Source organism: Aurantimonas aggregata (genome assembly GCF_010500835.1).
GTDB classification, from domain to species: domain Bacteria; phylum Pseudomonadota; class Alphaproteobacteria; order Rhizobiales; family Rhizobiaceae; genus Aurantimonas; species Aurantimonas aggregata.
The window spans coordinates 419,190-437,348 of the sequence record NZ_JAAAMJ010000001.1; the positions used below are offsets into that span (position 1 = coordinate 419,190).

14 protein-coding genes are annotated in these 18,159 nt (G+C 68.4%); 13 read left to right on the top strand and 1 reads right to left on the bottom strand.

What is annotated here, in order from left to right; translation table 11 throughout:
• Positions 1–29: 29 nt before the first annotated feature.
• The 5 genes from gcvT to cls are packed head-to-tail and all read left to right on the top strand — an operon-like array spanning position 30 to position 6,382.
• Complete coding sequence (gcvT, locus tag GTW51_RS01885; RefSeq protein ID WP_203565871.1) at positions 30–1,172, top strand: glycine cleavage system aminomethyltransferase GcvT; 1,143 nt, start codon at positions 30–32, stop codon at positions 1,170–1,172.
• 19 nt (positions 1,173–1,191) lie between these two features.
• Positions 1,192–1,560, top strand: a complete 369-nt coding sequence (gene gcvH, locus GTW51_RS01890; RefSeq protein ID WP_163042173.1) for a glycine cleavage system protein GcvH — start codon at positions 1,192–1,194, stop codon at positions 1,558–1,560.
• A 4-nt stretch (positions 1,561–1,564) separates the two neighbouring features.
• On the top strand, positions 1,565–4,417 hold the full coding sequence (gene gcvP, locus GTW51_RS01895; RefSeq protein ID WP_163042174.1) for an aminomethyl-transferring glycine dehydrogenase: 2,853 nt from the start codon (positions 1,565–1,567) through the stop codon (positions 4,415–4,417).
• A 33-nt stretch (positions 4,418–4,450) separates the two neighbouring features.
• Positions 4,451–4,894 (top strand): YqaA family protein, encoded by a 444-nt coding sequence (locus tag GTW51_RS01900; protein ID WP_163042175.1) that lies wholly within the window; start codon positions 4,451–4,453, stop codon positions 4,892–4,894.
• 27 nt (positions 4,895–4,921) lie between these two features.
• On the top strand, positions 4,922–6,382 hold the full coding sequence (gene cls / locus GTW51_RS01905) for a cardiolipin synthase (protein ID WP_246232492.1): 1,461 nt from the start codon (positions 4,922–4,924) through the stop codon (positions 6,380–6,382).
• Positions 6,383–6,454: 72 nt separating this feature from the next.
• Here the strand turns inward: cls and GTW51_RS01910 are convergent, their stop codons facing one another.
• Complete coding sequence (locus GTW51_RS01910) at positions 6,455–7,213, bottom strand: IclR family transcriptional regulator (RefSeq protein ID WP_163042177.1); 759 nt, start codon at positions 7,211–7,213, stop codon at positions 6,455–6,457.
• A 196-nt stretch (positions 7,214–7,409) separates the two neighbouring features.
• Here GTW51_RS01910 and GTW51_RS01915 point away from each other — a divergent pair, with 196 nt between their 5' ends.
• The 8 genes from GTW51_RS01915 (at position 7,410) to GTW51_RS01950 (ending at position 18,136) form a co-directional block, all read left to right on the top strand.
• A complete protein-coding gene (locus GTW51_RS01915) occupies positions 7,410–8,999 on the top strand; it encodes a gamma-glutamyltransferase (RefSeq protein ID WP_163042178.1) in 1,590 nt (529 codons plus the stop codon).
• A 61-nt stretch (positions 9,000–9,060) separates the two neighbouring features.
• The gene (locus tag GTW51_RS01920) at positions 9,061–10,677 is read left to right on the top strand and encodes an ABC transporter substrate-binding protein (protein WP_163042179.1); all 1,617 of its coding nucleotides are present in this window, start codon (positions 9,061–9,063) and stop codon (positions 10,675–10,677) included.
• A gap of 78 nt (positions 10,678–10,755) precedes the next feature.
• Positions 10,756–11,697 carry an ABC transporter permease gene (locus tag GTW51_RS01925; RefSeq protein ID WP_163042180.1) on the top strand — a complete coding sequence of 314 codons (942 nt, stop codon included), beginning with the start codon at positions 10,756–10,758 and terminating at the stop codon, positions 11,695–11,697.
• Entirely contained in the window at positions 11,697–12,584 is an 888-nt protein-coding gene (locus GTW51_RS01930) for an ABC transporter permease (RefSeq protein WP_163042181.1), read from the top strand. Before GTW51_RS01925 ends, GTW51_RS01930 begins: the two co-directional genes overlap by 1 nt.
• On the top strand, positions 12,581–14,233 hold the full coding sequence (locus GTW51_RS01935; RefSeq protein ID WP_163042182.1) for an ABC transporter ATP-binding protein: 1,653 nt from the start codon (positions 12,581–12,583) through the stop codon (positions 14,231–14,233). Before GTW51_RS01930 ends, GTW51_RS01935 begins: the two co-directional genes overlap by 4 nt.
• Positions 14,234–14,242: 9 nt before the next feature.
• Entirely contained in the window at positions 14,243–15,742 is a 1,500-nt protein-coding gene (locus tag GTW51_RS01940; protein ID WP_163042183.1) for a M81 family metallopeptidase, read from the top strand.
• Positions 15,743–15,776: 34 nt separating this feature from the next.
• Entirely contained in the window at positions 15,777–16,937 is a 1,161-nt protein-coding gene (locus tag GTW51_RS01945; protein ID WP_163042184.1) for a M20 aminoacylase family protein, read from the top strand.
• Between the two features lie 41 nt (positions 16,938–16,978).
• Positions 16,979–18,136: a M20/M25/M40 family metallo-hydrolase gene (locus tag GTW51_RS01950; RefSeq protein WP_163042185.1), complete on the top strand. Its 1,158-nt coding sequence runs from the start codon at positions 16,979–16,981 to the stop codon at positions 18,134–18,136.
• Positions 18,137–18,159 lie beyond the last annotated feature (23 nt).

An 18,159-nucleotide genomic window follows, 5' to 3' on the forward strand; every position in this document is an offset into this window, starting at 1 on the left:
GAGGGACGAATCGCGACTTTCACAAGGAGCTGGCGCCCATGACGGATCTGAAGCGAACACCGCTCACCGACCTGCACGTCTCGCTCGGCGCGCGGATGGTGCCGTTCGCGGGCTACTCGATGCCGGTGCAGTACCCTGCCGGCATCATGAAGGAACACCTTCACACCCGCAGCGCCGCCGGGCTGTTCGACGTTTCGCACATGGGACAGATCGCGATCCGGCCGCGCTCCGGCAATCTGCGCGATGCGGCGCTGGCGCTGGAGACGCTGGTGCCCGTCGACGTCGCCGGTCTCGCCGAAGGCCGTCAGCGCTACGGCGTGTTCACCGACGATTCCGGCGGCATACTCGACGATCTGATGATCGCCAACCGTGGCGACCACCTGTTCCTCGTCGTCAACGCCGCCTGCAAGGACCAGGACCTGGCGCATCTCGAAGCTGGCCTCGCCACCACCTGCATCGTCGAGAACCTGCCGCATCGGGCGCTGCTCGCCCTGCAGGGACCGGCGGCGGAGGCTGCCCTCGCGACGCTTGCGCCGGAAGTCGCTGCCATGCGCTTCATGGACGTTCGCGCGGTCGACCTGGTCGGTGCCGGCTGCATCGTCTCGCGTTCCGGCTATACCGGCGAGGACGGCTACGAGATTTCCGTCCCGGCGGCCGACGCGGAACGCCTCGCCAAGGCGCTGCTCGCCATCGACGGCGTCGCCCCCGTCGGGCTCGGTGCGCGCGACTCGCTGCGGCTGGAAGCCGGTCTCTGCCTGCACGGCAACGACATCGACACCACGACGACGCCGGTGGAGGCCTCGCTCGAATGGGCCATCCAGAAGATCCGGCGCGCCTGCGGCGATCGCCAGGGCGGCTTTCCCGGCGCCGACATCATCCTGAAGCAGCTCTCGGCGGGCGCTGCGCGGCGGCGCGTCGGCCTGCGTCCCGAGACCAAGGCGCCGATCCGCGCCGAGACGCCGCTCTTTGCCGAAGAGGCGAGTGGCGAGCCGATCGGCCGCGTCACCTCGGGCGGCTTCGCGCCGTCTCTGGAGGCGCCGGTCGCCATGGGATACGTTCCGACGGAGCAGGCGGGAGTGGGCACCCGGCTCTTTGCGGAGGTCCGCGGCAAGCGGCTTCCCGTCACCGTCACATCCCTGCCCTTCGTCACGCCCGGCTACAAGCGCCGGTAGACACTGAAGGAATTTTCCAATGCTGAAATACACCAAGGAACACGAGTGGCTGCGGATCGAGGGCGACGTGGCGACGGTGGGGATCACCCCGCACGCCTCGGTGCAGCTGGGTGATCTGGTCTTCGTCGAGCTGCCGGCCGTCGGCACGAACTTTGCCAAGGGCGACGATGCCGCCGTGGTGGAATCCGTCAAGGCCGCCTCGGAGATCTACGCGCCGCTCGATGGCGAGATCGTCGAAATCAACCAGGCGATCGTCGACGACCCGTCGATCGTCAACAGCGACCCGGGCGAAGCCGGCTGGTTCTTCAAGATGAAGCTCGCCGATGCCAGTGCCGCCGCCGAGCTGATGGACGAGGACGCCTACAACGCGATGGTCGGGCAGGCCTGATCCGATGACCTTCGAATACACCGACTACGAGCCCTACGACTTCGCCAACCGCCGCCATATCGGCCCTTCCCCGGCCGAGATGGAAGCGATGCTGAAGGTCGTCGGCGCGGACAGTCTCGACGCCTTCATCAACAGTACGGTGCCGGCCTCGATCCGCCAGAAGGCGCCGCTCGAATGGGGCCCGGCGATGACCGAACGCCAGGCGCTCGACGCGCTGCGCGAGACCGCCGACATGAATCGCAACCTCGTGTCGCTGATCGGCCAGGGCTATCACGGCACGATCACGCCGCCGGTCATCCAGCGCAACATCCTCGAGAACCCCGCCTGGTACACGGCCTATACGCCCTACCAGCCGGAGATCAGCCAGGGCCGGCTCGAGGCCCTGCTGAACTTCCAGACGATGATCGCCGATCTCACCGGCCTCGATGTCGCCAGCGCCTCGCTGCTCGACGAGGCAACGGCGGCGGCGGAAGCGATGGCGATGGCGCACCGCGTCGCCAAGGCCAAGCGGGACGTCTTCTTCGTCGACGAGAACTGCCATCCCCAGACCATCGCGGTGATCCGCACCCGCGCCGAGCCGCTCGGCTGGTCGGTCGTCGTCGGCGATCCCTTCGCTGATCTCGATGCGACCGCCGTCTTCGGTGCCATCGTCCAGTATCCGGGCACATACGGCCACGTCCGCGACTTCGGCGATGTCATCGCCGCGCTTCATCGTACCGATGCGATCGCCATCATGGCCGCCGACCCGCTTTCCCTGGCGCTGCTGCGCACGCCGGGCGAGATGGGCGCCGACATCGCCATCGGCTCGGCGCAGCGCTTAGGCGTGCCGATGGGCTACGGCGGACCGCACGCCGCCTTCATGGCGGTCAAGGATGCGCACAAGCGCGCCATGCCCGGCCGCCTCGTCGGCGTCTCTGTGGATTCGCGCGGCAACCGCGCCTACCGCCTCGCGCTGCAGACGCGCGAGCAGCATATCCGCCGCGAGAAGGCGACGTCCAACATCTGCACCGCGCAGGTGCTGCTGGCGGTGATGGCGGCGATGTACGGCGTTTTCCACGGACCGTCCGGCATCAAGGCGATCGCCCAGCGTGTCCACCAGCGCGCCGTCCTCCTCACCGCCGGGCTGGAGAAACTCGGTTACAAGGTGGAGCCGGATGCGTTCTTCGACACGGTGACGGTCGAGGTCGGCCGGCTGCAGCGGGTGATCCTCGATGCCGCCGTCGCCGGCGGGGTTAACCTGCGCCAGATCGGCAACGACCGGATCGGCATCAGCGTCGACGAGCGCACCCGCCCCGGCAATATCGAGACGGTCTGGCGTGCCTTTGGCGGCGACATGACGGTGGATGAATTCCCGCTCACCTACCGCCTGCCGGAAAAGCTGCTGCGCAACACCGCCTACATGACCCACCCGGTCTTCCACATGAACCGGGCGGAAAGCGAGATGACGCGCTACATGCGCCGGCTCTCGGACCGCGACCTCGCGCTCGACCGCTCGATGATCCCGCTCGGCTCCTGCACGATGAAGCTGAACGCCACGGCCGAGATGCTGCCGATCACCTGGCCGGAATTTGCCGAGCTGCACCCGTTCGTGCCGGCGGACCAGGCGCTCGGCTACAAGGCGCTGATCGACGATCTCTGCGCCAAGCTCTGCCAGATCACCGGCTTCGACGCGGTCTCGATGCAGCCCAATTCCGGCGCCCAAGGGGAATATGCCGGCCTGCTGACCATCCGCGCCTATCACCGCGAGAATGGCGGCGCCGAGCGTGACGTCTGCCTGATCCCGACATCGGCCCACGGCACCAACCCCGCCTCGGCGCAGATGGCCGGCATGAAGGTGGTGCCGGTCCGCACCGCCGAAAACGGCGACATCGACGTCGGCGATTTTCGGGCGAAAGCCGAGCAGCACGGCGAGCGACTTGCCGCCTGCATGATCACCTATCCCTCGACCCACGGCGTGTTCGAGAGACGGGTCGCCGAGCTCTGCGACATCGTCCACGCGCATGGCGGCCAGGTCTATCTCGACGGCGCCAACATGAACGCGCTGGTCGGGCTGGCGCGGCCGGGCGATTTCGGCGCCGATGTCTGCCATCTCAACCTGCACAAGACCTTCTGCATCCCGCATGGCGGCGGCGGGCCAGGCATGGGGCCGATCGGCGTCAAGGCGCATCTGGTGCCGCATCTGCCGGGCCATCCCGCGACCGGCGGCGAGGCCGGGCCCGTCTCGGCGGCGCCTTACGGCTCGCCATCGATCCTGCCGATCTCCTGGAGCTACTGCCTGATGATGGGTGGCGCCGGCCTAACCCAGGCGACCAAGGTCGCGATCCTCAACGCCAACTACATTGCCCGCCGGCTGAGGGATGCCTATCCGGTGCTGTATGCGGCGGAGAACGGCCGGGTGGCGCATGAATGCATCCTCGACACGCGGATCCTGCAGGAAAAGGCCGGGGTCAGCGTCGACGACATCGCCAAGCGCCTGATCGATTGCGGGTTCCACGCGCCGACCATGAGCTTTCCGGTGCCGGGCACGCTGATGATCGAGCCGACCGAGAGCGAGACCAAGGCGGAGCTCGACCGCTTCTGCGACGCCATGCTGGCGATCCGCGAGGAGGCCCGCGCCATCGAGGAGGGCCGCTCCGACAGGCTCGACAACCCGCTGAAGAACGCGCCGCACACGGTCGAAGATCTCGTCGGCGAGTGGAACCGGAGCTACAGCCGCGAGCAGGCCTGCTTCCCGCCCGGCGCGTTTCGCGTCGACAAGTACTGGGCGCCGGTCAACCGCGTAGACAACGTCTATGGCGACCGGAACCTCGTCTGCAGCTGCCCCCCAATGGAAGACTACCAGGAAGCTGCGGAATAACCGCCGGCGGCGGCCCGCGGATAGGGCATCACCATGGGTGATCCGGGGCTCTACGGCGGGCTGATGCTGGCCTCGTTCCTGGCGGCGACGCTGCTGCCGGGATCGTCGGAGGCGCTGCTGTCCGGGCTGCTGGCGAACGGCTACGGCGAGCCGATCCTGCTCGTCGGAGCCGCCTCCTTCGGCAACGTCACCGGCTCGCTCGCCAACTGGCTCTGCGGACGTTTCCTCGCCCGCTTCATGGGAAGGCGCTGGTTTCCCGTGTCCGAAAAGGCCTACGGGCAGGCAGCGTCCTGGTTCGGGCACTACGGGCTGTGGACGCTTCTGTTCGCCTGGGTGCCGATCATCGGCGATCCGCTGACCGTGGTCGCGGGCGCCCTACGAACGCCGATCCTGCCGTTCGTCGTGCTGGTGAGCATCGGCAAGGTCGTGCGCTATGCCGGCGTCGCCGCCGCGACCCTCTGGTGGACCGGCGGGTGACCGGACGTCGCCGTTCATGTCAGGATCATGCCCCTGTCTCGCCGCCGGCGGCGCGGCTATGGTGGCGCCATGATCGCTGCCGTCACCGACCATCTGGGTCTCATCTATCTGGTCTGCGAATGGATCATCCGGCTGGCGATGCTCGCCGTGGTGCCGCGCCGGCGCAACTCGCCATCTGCCCGGAGCTGGCTGCTCTTCATCTTCTTCCTGCCGATACCCGGCGTCCTCATCTATGCCGCGATCGGCCGTCCCGCCTTTGCGCAATGGCGCGCCGAACGCTTCCGTCGGCTTGCACCGTTCTTCGCCGACACCAACGCCCGCATGCGCCCCGCAGGGCTGCGGATCCCGAATGCACAGAACCGCAAGGCGGTGGATCTGGCCGACAGCGTCGGCGGGTTCCCGGCGATCGGCGGCAACGCCATCGAGCTGATGGACGGATACGACCAGACCATCGACAGGCTCGTCGCCGACATCGACGCAGCGCGCTTTTCCGTGCGGCTGCTGGTCTACATCTTCGCCGACGACGCGACGGGCATGAAGGTCATCGACGCGCTGGCGCGGGCCGTCGCCCGCGGCGTCAAATGCCACGTCCTGCTCGATCCGGTCGGGTCGCATCGCTGGCGCCGCGGCACCGTCTCGCGCCTCCGCTCGGCCGGCGTCGAGGTCCGCGAGGCCCTGCCCTACCGGCTGCTGCACCGGCGCACCCGCGGCGACATGCGCAACCACCGCAAGCTTTTCGTCATCGACGGGGCGATCGGCTATGCCGGCTCGCAGAACATCGTCGCCAAGGATTTCCGGCCGGGCGTCACCAACCAGGAACTCGTCGTGCGCGTCGTCGGCCCGGTCGTCGCGGCGATGACGGCGGTGTTCGTCGCCGACTGGTTCCTCGAGACCGAAACCATGCTCTGCAATGCCGTCGACGTCCCGGCGCCTGCCGGCGCCGTCGTCGCGCAGATCCTGCCGAGCGGCGCCAATTATGCGCTGGAGGGTTTCGCCACGCTGCTGGTCTGGCTGATCCACACGGCGCAGCACTCGGTCGTGGTGACGACGCCCTATCTCATCCCTGAGGAAGAACTGATGGGCGCGATGCGCACTGCGGTGCTGCGCGGCGTCAGGGTCAGCATCATCGTTTCGGCCGTCGCCGATCAGCGGCTCGTGCGGCTGGCGCAGGAATCCTACTACGAGGATCTCCTGGCGGCCGGGGTCTCGATCTATCTGTTCGAGAACTATCTGCTGCATGCCAAGAATGTCAGCATCGACGGGCGCCTGTCGATCATCGGCTCGAGCAATGTCGACCTGCGCTCGTTCCAGTTGAACGAGGAGGTCAGCCTGCTGATCCCTGACGAGGCGACGACGATGATGCTCGACGCAACCCAGGATCGGGCGATCACGGGCAGTCGGCAGCTGCTGCTGGAGGACTGGAAGCGCCGTTCGCGGCCAAGGCGTTTTGCCGAAAACCTCGCCCGCCTTCTGAGCCCGCTGCTCTGAAAGAGAGCGTTCCGCTCGATTGACCGAGCCCGCGCGCAGGGTGGTGCGCACGGGAGCCGCGAAACCGCTTCGTCACAGCGAATTGGCGGCATCCACCAGTTGCGGCACGAGGGCGGCCTCGATCCGGGCGCGATCCCATTTCAGGCCGGACACCGAGCACTGGATCGCGGCCGCGCGCCGGTTGCCGCGCACCGGGGCGGCGATTCCGACCTCGTTCATCAGCAGCTCGTCGTAGCCGATCGCATAGCCGGTCTCGGCCGCCTCGTCGATGAGCCGGAGCACCGCCATCCGGTCCATCACGGTGTTCTGCGTATAGCGCTTCATCGGCCATTCCTCGGCGCAGCGGCGGCGCTCCTCCGGCGGTCGCAGCGAGAGCATGGCCCGGCCGCTGGAGGTATTCAGCGCCGGGGCACGGCGGCCCACGATGGTCGCGGCGTAGCTGGTGCGCGCATTCGGCATGCGGGCGGCATAGACGATGCTGTCGCCGTCGAGCAGCGCGAGATTCACCGTTTCGCCCAGTGCCTGCCGCAGGTCGATCAGCCGTGGCATCGCCGCCCGCACCGTCTCGTCCGCGAACAGGAAGGCGTTGGCGAGTTCGAGGAACTTGATTGCCGGCCGATAGCGCCGGGTCTGCGGATCCTTCTCCAGATAGCCGAGCCGATGGAAGGTGTTGGCGAAGCGCTGCGTCGCGCTCTTGTCGAGCCCGGTGGCGAGCGCGAACTCGCGCAATCCCATGTCCGTGTGCGCCTCGTCGAAGGCGGCGAGCACCCGCATTCCCTTTTCGAGGGATGAGACGAACAGCGTGTCCTGCTTGGGAGTGATCGTATCCATCTGCCGTTCCGTCATGATGCGCTGCACAAATTATGCGCAGGGTGCGGTGTTGACTACTTCGTGACCTGATGCGTAGCTTAGCATATTACAGTGATGGATATCACATTATGATACCTGCGGCAGTCCGGGCTTCGTCGAAATCGCCAGCCGAGCATCGCCGCTCGGGCGTTCGAACCGTTGGCGGATGGCCAGCCCGATGAACGCGTTCTCCCGCTCGCAGACGATCCGCAAACCGGCGATCCGATCGAAAGCCGGGATCGTCGCGGCGCAGAGCCGGCTCGCGGCGGAAGCTGGCGCTGCCGTTCTCGCCGAGGGCGGAGACGCATTGGATGCCGCTGTCGCGACATCCTTTGCGCTGGGCGTGCTCGAGCCGTGGATGAGCGGCCCGGCCGGTGGCGGCGCGATGATGATATGGCGCGAGGCCGAGCAGAAGGCCTACTGCGTCCATTACGGCATGCGCGCGCCGGCAGGCCTCGACCCGGCCGACTACCCCCTGTCGGGCGAAGGGGTCGCCTCGGATCTGTTTCCCTGGAAGGCCGTCGTCGACGATCGCAACGTCGAGGGCGCCACGGCCGTTGCCGTGCCGGGGCTCGTCGACGGGATCGGCATCGCCCATCAACGCTTCGGGCGGCGGCCCTGGCAGGGGCTGCTCGAGCCCGCCATCGCTCTTGCCCGGGAAGGGCTCCGGATCGACTGGTATGCGGCGCTGATCCTGGCGTCGAACACCCGGTCGCTGGCCCGCGACGCCGATGCGGCAGCGCTGTTCCTCGAGGACGGCATGTGGCCGCCGGTGCCGGGCTGGACCGCCCTGGTCGACCGGCGCGTCCCCAATCCGGCCATGGCCGAGACCCTTGCCGTCCTTGCCGAACGCGGCCACCGCGAATTCTACGATGGCGAGATCGGCCGCAGGCTCGCCGCCGATGTCCAGGCCAAGGGCGGATCGCTCTCTGCCGAGGACCTCTCCGCCTATCACGCCACGATCGCCGAAATCGCCCGCACGCCCTATCGCGACGGCGGCTTCTACCTGCCGGGCAACCTCACCGCCGGCCCGACTTTCGCCGACGTCTTCGCGCGCCTCGGCGAAGGCGACATGACGGGTCTGGATCAGCCCGACGGGCACAGCTTCGGGGCCTATGCGGATGCCTTCGCGGGCGCCTACCAGGACCGCCTCGCCGGCATGGGCGACAACGAGGCGCCGCACAGCCCGACCTGCACGACGCATTTCTCAGTCGTCGACCGCGACGGCAACATGGTGGCGATGACGCAGACGCTGCTGTCGGTGTTCGGCTCGCGGGTCGTCTCGCCCTCGACGGGCCTCCTGCTCAACAACGGCATCATGTGGTTCGATCCCGAGCAGGGCAAGCCGAACTCGCTCGGCCCCGGCAAGCGCTGCCTGATGAATGTCTGCCCGGTCATCGGCGAGACGGCCGACGCACGCTTTGCCATCGGCGCGTCGGGCGGGCGCAAGATCTTGCCGGCGGTGGCGCAGCTCTCGTCCTTCCTGATCGATTTCGGCTTGGACCTCGACGCGGCCTTCCATCACCCGCGCATCGACGCCAGTGGCGGCCCGGCGGTGATCGCCGACGAGGCGCTGTCGCCCGAGATCCTCGCCGCGCTCGGCCAAACCCGCCGCGTCGTGACGGCACCGCGCACGGTTTATCCGAATTCCTTCGCCTGCCCCGCCGGCGTGATGCGTCGCGGCGCCCAGAATTTCGGCGCCACCGAGATCATGTCGCCCTGGGGAGACGCGGTCGCCGAGCCTTCGGGTGCCAGTGACCATCCATGAGCCGCAGGTCCGCCGCAGGCGGCCTCGCACGCAATCCCACCGCAACAAAGGAGCAGGGCACATGAAGCATCTTCGATCCCTCGGAACGGCCGTCCCGCAAGGAAGCCTGCGCAGGCATCTGCTGGCCTCGGCCATCGCGCTGGCGAGTATCGGCGTCGCCTCCCCCGTCTTCGCGCAGGAGATCCGCGCCGTGATGCATTCGGGCCTTCGCGTGCTCGACCCGATCATCACCACGGCGCACATCACCCGCAACCATGGCTACATGATCTACGACACCCTGCTGGCGGTGGACGAGAACCAGGCGCCGCAGCCGCAGATGGCCGAGTGGACCGTCTCCGGCGACGGCATGGCCTACACGTTCACGCTGCGTGACGGGCTGAAGTTCCACGACGGCGCCGACGTCAAGGCGGCCGACGTGGTCGCCTCGCTGAAGCGCTGGGCCGAACGCGACGGCGGCGGCCAGATGCTGATGGGCTACACCGCGAGCATCGAGGCGAGCGACGACAAGACGGTCGTCCTCACGCTCTCGGAGCCGTTCTCCTACGTCATCGAGCTGATCGCCAAGCCGTCGGCCGTGCCGGCCTTCATCATGCCGGAGCGGATGGCGTCGACGCCGGGGACGGAAGCCGTCGCCGAGCACATCGGCTCCGGGCCGTTCCGTTTCATGGACGCTGAGTACGAGCCGGGCGTGCGCGTCGTCTACGAGAAGTTCGAGGACTACGTCCCCCGTTCCGAACCGGCGAGCTGGACCGCCGGCGGCAAGAACGTGCTGGTCGACCGCGTCGTCTGGGTCAACATGCCGGACGCCCAGACCGGGATCAACGCCCTGACCTCCGGGGAGATCGACTACATGGAGCAGCCACCGATCGACCTCCTGCCGCTGCTCGAGGGCAGCGAGGACATCACCGTCGACGTCCTCAACACGCTCGGCTACCAGACGATGGGCCGGCTCAACTGGCTGCATGCGCCCTTCGACGACGTGCGCGTGCGCCGCGCAGCTATGCTGGCGCTGAACCAGACCGACGTGCTCGGCGCGCTTATCGGCAACCCCGACTACTACAGCGTCTGCGCTTCCATGTACGGCTGCGACACGCCGCTGGCGACCGACGCCGGTGGTGAAACCATGATGGAAGGCTCGGATGTCGAGGGCGCAAAGGCGCTGCTCGCGGAAGCCGGCTATGACGGCACGCCGATCGTGCTGATGCAGCCGACCGACGTCTCCTCGGTCAGCCCGCAGCCGGTGGTCGCCGCGCAGCTGCTGCGCGAGGCGGGCTTCACCGTCGACCTGCAGCCGATGGACTGGCAGACGCTGGTCACCCGCCGTGCCAGCCAGGCAGCGCCCGCCGATGGCGGCTGGAACATGTTCTTCACCAACTGGGTCATCCCGGAAGTGTGGAACCCGATCATCAATCCGATGCTCAACGGCGGCGGCACCGAGAAGGCGTGGTTCGGCTGGCCGGACGATCCGGAGTTGGAGGCGATGCGCAAGGAGTTCGTGCAGGCGACGAGCGACGAGGAGCGCCAGGAGATCGCGACGCGGCTCCACCAGCACGCCTATGAGGTCGTCAACTACATCCCGCTCGGCCAGTATCTGAGCCCGTCGGCATGGCGCAACGAATTGTCCGGCGTGCGGAAGTCTCCCGTGCCGCTGTTCTGGGACATCTCCAAGGCCGAGTAGGCCGCTTCCGGGCAGGCGAGACGCGAAAGCCGCCCGCCTGTCCGGCCCGCATTCCTCCTGCCGTGGAGCCCTGACGCCATGCTCGCCTATTTCGTGCGCCGCGTGCTCGCCGCCATCCCGGTGATGATCGTCGTCGCCCTGTTCGTCTTCCTGCTGCTGCGCCTGACGCCGGGCGACCCCGCGGCGATCATCGCCGGCGACATGGCGACGCCGCAGCAGCTGGCCGATATCCGGGAAGCGCTGGGGCTCAACGAGCCGCTCTACACGCAGTTCGTCACGTGGAGCACCCAGCTCCTCACCGGCGATTTCGGCACATCGCTGATCTCGCGTACGCCGGTGACGACGCTGATCGGCCAGCGCCTCGAGCCGACGGTGAGCCTCGCGCTCCTGACCATCACCCTGACCATCCTGATCTCCGTGCCGCTCGGCGTGCTGGCGGCCTGGAAGCATGGCAGCTGGATCGACAACCTCGTCACCACCGCCTCGGTCGTCGGCTTCTCCATCCCGGTCTTCGTGATCGGCTACATCCTGATCCAGATCTTCGCACTGGAGCTCAAGCTCCTCCCCGTCCAGGGCTTCCGCAGCATCTCCGAAGGAGTCGGACCGTTCCTCGAACGCGCGATCCTCCCCGCCCTGACGCTCGCCTCGATCTACATCGCGCTGATCACCCGGATGACCCGCGCCGCCATGCTCGACGTGCTCGGCGAGGACTACGTCCGAACCGCCCGCGCCAAGGGGCTGGACGAAAACGCCGTGTTGTTCGGCCATGCGCTGCGCAACGCCGCTGTGCCGATCCTGACCGTCATCGGCACCGGCTTCGCGCTGATGATCTCCGGCGTCGTCGTCACCGAGAGCGTCTTCAACATTCCCGGCCTCGGCCGCCTGACCGTCGATGCGATCCTCGCCCGCGACTATCCGGTGATCCAGGGCCTGATCCTCCTGACCAGCGGCATCTACGTGCTGGTGAACCTCGCGATCGACCTTTCCTACGCATTCCTGGACCCGAGGATCCGCTATTGATGACCCAAGTCGAGGCTCGGGCGGAGCCGCTGGTGCGCCGGCGTTTCCCATCCCTCACCGGCGGACGCGGCATCGGCATTGCAGCGACCCTTGCCGCCATCATGCTGTTCCTGATCGTGATGCTGGCGATCTTCGCGCCGCTGATCGCTCCCTACGACCCGATCCAGATGGATCCGTCGAAGCGGCTGCAGCCGGCCAGCGAGATGTTCCTGCTCGGCACCGATGCCTATGGCCGCGACCTGTTCTCGCGGATCGTCTACGGCGCCCGCATCTCGCTGATCGTCGGCATCGGGGCGGCCGTCGTCAGCGTCGGGATCGGCCTGCCGCTCGGACTGCTGTCGGGCTTCTTCCGCCCGCTCGACGCGATCCTGATGCGGATCATGGACGGGCTGATGGCGATCCCCAGCATCCTCCTCGCCATCGCCGTCGTGTCGCTGGCCGGCGCCAGCCTCTGGACCGTTCTCGTCGCGATCACGATTCCCGAGATCCCGCGGGTAGTGCGGCTGGTCCGATCGGTCGTCCTGACCGCCCGCGAGGAGCCCTATGTCGAGGCGGCGATCGCCGTCGGCTCCAGCCTGCCGAAGATCATGTGGCGGCATCTGATGCCGAACACGCTGGCGCCGCTGATCGTCCAGGGCACCTATATCTGCGCCTCCGCGATCCTGACCGAGGCGATCCTGTCCTTCCTCGGCGCCGGCATCGGCACCGAGACGCCGTCCTGGGGCAACATCATGTCCGAGGGCCGGGTCTACTTCCAGCTGAAGCCCTCGCTGATCTTCTGGCCCGGCCTGTTCCTCTCGATCTGCATCCTGTCGATCAACCTCCTGGGCGATACCGCCCGCGACCTGCTCGACCCCCGCATGAAGCAGCGTGGAGCCGCCCGATGAGCACCCCCATCCTGCGCATCGAGAACCTCGTGGTCGAGACCGGCGGCCGCTACCCGGTGCCGATCCTCAACGGCATCTCGCTGGAGATCGGCAGCGGCGAGACCGTCTGCCTCGTCGGCGAAAGCGGCTCGGGCAAGTCGGTGACCTCGCTCGCCACCATGGGCCTTCTGCCGAAGGGCGCCCTCGTCGCCCGGAGCGGCCACATCTGGCTGGAGGGCGAGGACGTTCTTGCCGCCGGTCCGCGGCGCCTGAAGCAGTTGCGCGCCACCCGCATGTCGATGATCTTCCAGGAGCCGATGACGGCGCTCAACCCGGTGCTGACCGTCGGCCGGCAGATCGAGGAAGTCCTGAAGGCGCATGCCAGCCTCGGTGCCGGCGAGCAGCGCCGGCGTGTGCTGGAGATGCTCGAGCAGGTGCACCTGCCCGACGTCGAGCGGATCTACGGCTCCTATCCGCACCAGCTGTCCGGCGGCCAGCGCCAGCGCATCATGATCGCCATGGCGCTGATCCTGCGGCCGAAGCTCCTGATCGCCGACGAGCCGACCACGGCGCTCGACGTCACCACGCAGAAGCAGATCCTCAAGCTGGTGCGTGAACTCCAGGCAGAGCTCGGCACCTCCGTCCTGTTCATCACCCACGACATGGGCGTCGTCGCCGACATCGCCGACCGGGTCTGCGTCATGCACCATGGCGACATCGTCGAGACGGCCGCGACGAAGACCATTCTCAGCGACCCGAAAGAGGCCTATACCCGCGCGCTGCTGGCCGCCGTCCCGGCGCTGCTGCCGCGCTCGCCGCGCGCCGACAAGAGCTACGAGACGGTGCTCGAGACCGTCGAGCTCGGCATGGTCTACCGGCAGAAATCCTTCCTGCGCGCCAGGCCCGGAACCGTCGCCGCCGAGGACGTCAACCTGGTCCTGCGCCGGGGCCGCACCCTCGGCATCGTCGGCGAGAGCGGCTCGGGCAAATCCACCGTGGCGCGCTGCGTGATGCGCCTGATCGACCCGACCGCGGGCAGCGTGCGCGTCGGCGGCAAGGACATTTCCAGCCTTTCGCGCAACGCGCTGCGACCGTACCGCAAGCGCATCCAGATGATCTTCCAGGATCCCAACCGCTCGCTCAACCCGCGCATCACCGTCGGCGACAGCATCACCGAAGGGCCGATCAACTACGGCGCCAAGCGCGCAGCGGCCCGCAGCCGCGCGGCCGAGCTGCTGGAGCTCGTCGGCATGCCCGCCGACGTCCTCGACCGGCACCCGCACCAGTTCTCGGGCGGTCAGCGCCAGCGCATCGCCATCGCGCGGGCGCTCGCGATGGACCCGGACGTGCTCGTTGCCGACGAGGCGGTTTCGGCGCTCGACGTGTCGGTGCAGGCGCAGGTGCTGGACCTGCTCGACGACATCCAGGCCCGGCTCGGCGTCGCCATTCTCTTCATCACCCACGACCTGCGGGTCGCGGCGCAGATCTGCGACGACGTCGCCGTCATGCAGAAGGGCCGCGTCGTCGAATACGGCCCGGCGGAGGCCGTCCTCCGCCACCCCCGCCAGGACTACACGCGCGAGCTGATCGAGGCCGCCCCCGGCCGCGACTGGGACTTTCCGAACTTTCGCCCGCTTGCCGCGACGCTCGCCGCCGACCCCCGCATCTAGGACCCCAAGATGACCAAACCGCGCATCGCCGTCGGCGGCTTCATGCATGAGACCAACACCTTCGGCCCCAGCAAGGCGGGCATTGACGCCTTCATCGAGGGCGGCGGCTGGCCGGCGCTGAGCGAAGGCGCGGCATTGATCGAGGCGACACGCGACGTCAACATGGGGATATGCGGCTTCGTCGAGGCGGCCGAGGCCGAAGGCTGGGACCTCGTGCCGACCCTGTGGTGCGCCGCCAGCCCCTCGGCCCACGTCACGGAAGCGGCGTTCGAAGACATTGCCGGGCGCATCATCGCCGGCATCGAGGCCGCCGGCCCGCTGGACGGCGTCTATCTCGACCTCCACGGCGCCATGGTCGCCGAGCATGTCGACGACGGTGAAGGCGAGTTGCTGGCGCGGGTGCGCGCCGTCGTCGGCCCGAACGTGCCGATCGTCGCCAGCCTCGACCTGCACGCCAACGTCACGCAGACGATGGTCGACGCCGCCGACGCGCTGATCGCCTATCGCACCTATCCGCATGTCGACATGGCCGAGACCGGCCGCCGCGCCGCCGCCTATCTCGGACGCCGGCTGGACGGCCAGCGCGACGCAAAGGCCTTCCGCCAGGTGCCGTTCCTCATCCCGATCGCCTGGCAGTGCACCGGCATGGAGCCCTGCCGCAGCCTCTACGCGTCCCTGCCGCCATTCGAGGCCGACGGTATCGCCTCGATCTCGCTGCTCACCGGATTCCCGGCCGCCGACTTTGCCGATTGCGGGCCGAGCATCGTCGCCTACGCGCCGACCCAGGAAGCGGCCGACCGCGCCGCCGATGCTCTGCTTGACGCCATCAGCCGTCGCGAGACCGACTTCGCCGGCAAAGTGTTCGCGCCGGATGCCGGCGTCGCCGAGGCCATCGCCCTTTCCGCGAATGCCCGTCGCCCGGTGGTCATCGCCGACACCCAGGACAATCCCGGCGCCGGCGGCGACTCCGACACGACCGGCATGCTTCGCGCACTGGTCACGGCCGACGCCCAGCGCGCGGCGATCGGCGTCATCGTCGACCCGCAGGCGGCCGCCGAGGCGCACCGCGCCGGCGTCGGCGCCACGGTCTCGCTCGGCCTCGGCGGCAAGTCCGGCATCGCCGGTGACGCGCCCTTCGAGGCCGCGTTCATCGTCGAATCCCTCTCCGACGGGCAGCTGGTCGCCGCGGGGCCCTTCTATGGCGGGGCGCGCATGCAGCTCGGCCCCTCCGCGTGCCTGCGCATCGGTGAAGTCAGGATCGTCGTCGGCTCGCGCAAGGCGCAGATGGCCGACCAGGAAATGTACCGCTTCGTCGGCATCGAGCCGACCGAGCAGGCGATCCTCGTCAACAAGAGCTCGGTGCATTTCCGCGCCGATTTCGAACCGATCGCCGAGACCATCCTCGTCTGCGCCGCGCCGGGGCCGATGCCGGTCGACCCGGCGGCGCTCCCGTTCACGCGCCTGCGCCACGGCATGCGCCTCTCCCCCGGCGGCCCGGCCTTCGGCTGAGACGCCGCCACCATTCTTGCCAAGGAAGCTTGCCATGACCGCCCTGCCACTCATCGACACCTTCAAGGGCGACCTCGTCGCCATCCGCCATGACCTGCACGCCCATCCCGAGATCGGCTTCGAGGAGAAGCGCACCTCGGGCGTCGTCGCCGCCAAGCTGGAAGAGTGGGGCGTGACGGTGCATCGCGGCATCGGCGGCACCGGTGTCGTCGGCATCATCGAGGGCAAGCGGCCCGGCCGCCGTATCGGCCTGCGCGCCGACATGGACGCGCTGCCGATGGACGAGCTCTCCAACCTGCCCTACCGCTCGACCATCCCCGGCCGCTTCCACGGCTGCGGCCATGACGGCCACACCACGATGCTGCTCGGCGCCGCGCGCTATCTGGCCGAGACGCGCGACTTCGCGGGCACCGCTGTGCTGATCTTCCAGCCCGCCGAGGAAGGCCTCGGCGGCGCCCGCGCCATGCTCGCGGACAAGCTCTTCGAGCGCTTCCCCTGCGACGAAATCTACGGCCTGCACAACTCCCCCGACCTCGAACCCGGCCAGATCTCGATCTTCCCCGGCAAGGGGATGGCCGGCGCCAGCTTCTTCGACATCAAGATTACCGGGGCCGGCAGCCACGGCGCCATGCCGCACAAGTCGCGTGATCCGATCGTCGTCGCAACGCACCTCGCCGCGGCGCTGCAGAGCATCGTCAGCCGCAACACCGACCCGACGAAGTCGGCCGTCCTGTCGATCACCCAGATCCATTCGGGCTCTGCCTACAACGTCGTGCCGGAGGAGGCGTCGCTGGCTGGCACGATCCGCTTCTTCGACGACGCCATCGGCGAGATGGTCCGCACCCGCCTACGCAAGATCGCGGCCGGCGCAGCGCTTTCCTTCGAGGTGGAGATCGACGTCGACATCCGCGACATCTTCTCGGTGCTCGACAACCACCCGGCCGAGACCGGCTACTTCACCGAAGCCGCGACCGACATCGTTGGCGCCGAGAACGTCCTCACCGAGCCCCGCCCGACGATGGGCAGCGAGGATTTCGCCGACATGCTCCAGGCGGTGCCCGGCGCCTATTGCTGGGTCGGCCACGCCGGCACCGTGCCGCTGCACAATCCGAGCTTCGTCCTCGACGACGGCATCCTGCCGATCGGCGCCAGCCTCTTGGCGCGGATCGTCGAGCGGCGGCTCGGCGCAGCCTGAGCGACGGCGCGCATTTGGACAGGACAACAGGGGGAACCGACATGAACGCGCCATTGCCCGAACTCGACCTCGACGCCGACCGGTTGCTCGAGGGCCTGCGTCGCTGGATCGAATGCGAGAGCCCGACCTTCGACGTCGCCGCGGTCAACCGGATGATGTCGCTGGCCGCCGAGGATCTCACGGCGATGGGCGCCACGGTCGAGCGCATCGACGGCCCTGCCGGCCTCGGCGACTGCCTGCGCGCCGCCTTCCCGCATCCGCGAAAGGGCGAGCCCGGCATCCTGATCATGGCGCATCTGGACACGGTGCATCCGATCGGAACGCTGGAGAAGCTGCCCTTCCGGCGCGACGGCGATCGCTGCTACGGCCCCGGCATCCTCGACATGAAGGGCGGCACCTTCGCCGCGCTGCAGGCGGTGCGGGCGCTGATCCAGGCCGGCATCGAGACATCCCTGCCGGTGTCGGTGCTGCTGACCTGCGACGAGGAGATCGGCAGCCCCGGCACCCGCCCGCTGATCGAGGCGGAGGCCGCGAAACATAAGGTCATCCTGGTCCCGGAGCCGGCGATCAACGGCGACGGCGTCGTCACCGGCCGCTACGCCATCGCCCGCTTCAACCTGGCGGCCACGGGCCGTCCCAGCCACGCCGGCGCGTCGCTCAAGGAAGGCCGCTCGGCGATCCGCGAGATGGCCGGCCAGATCCTGGCGATCGAGGACATGACCGACGAGGACTGCACCTTCAGCGTCGGCGTCGTGCATGGCGGCCAGTGGGTCAACTGCGTCTCCACCACCTGCCGCGCCGAGGCGCTTTCGATGGCCAAGCGCCAGGAGGACCTCGACCGCGGAACCGACCGCATGCTGGCGCTCAACGAAACCCGGGAAGACGGCACCGGCTTTGCCGTTACGCTCGGCGTCGTCCGCCCGGTCTGGGAGCCCGGCCCAGGCACGATGCGGCTCTACGCCATCGCCGAGGAAGTCTCGGCGACGCTCGGCACGACCCTCTCGCACGGCAGCTCCGGCGGCGGCTCGGACGGCAACTTCACCGGCGCCATGGGCCTGCCGACTCTCGACGGGCTCGGCCTCGTCGGCGGCGGCTATCATACGCTGGGCGAGTACATCAGCGTCGAGAGCCTCGTCCAGCGTTCCCGGCTGATGGCCGGGCTGCTGGTGAAGATCACCGGCAAGGAGATGGGATCCTGACGGCGCCCGTCACTTCCCCCTTC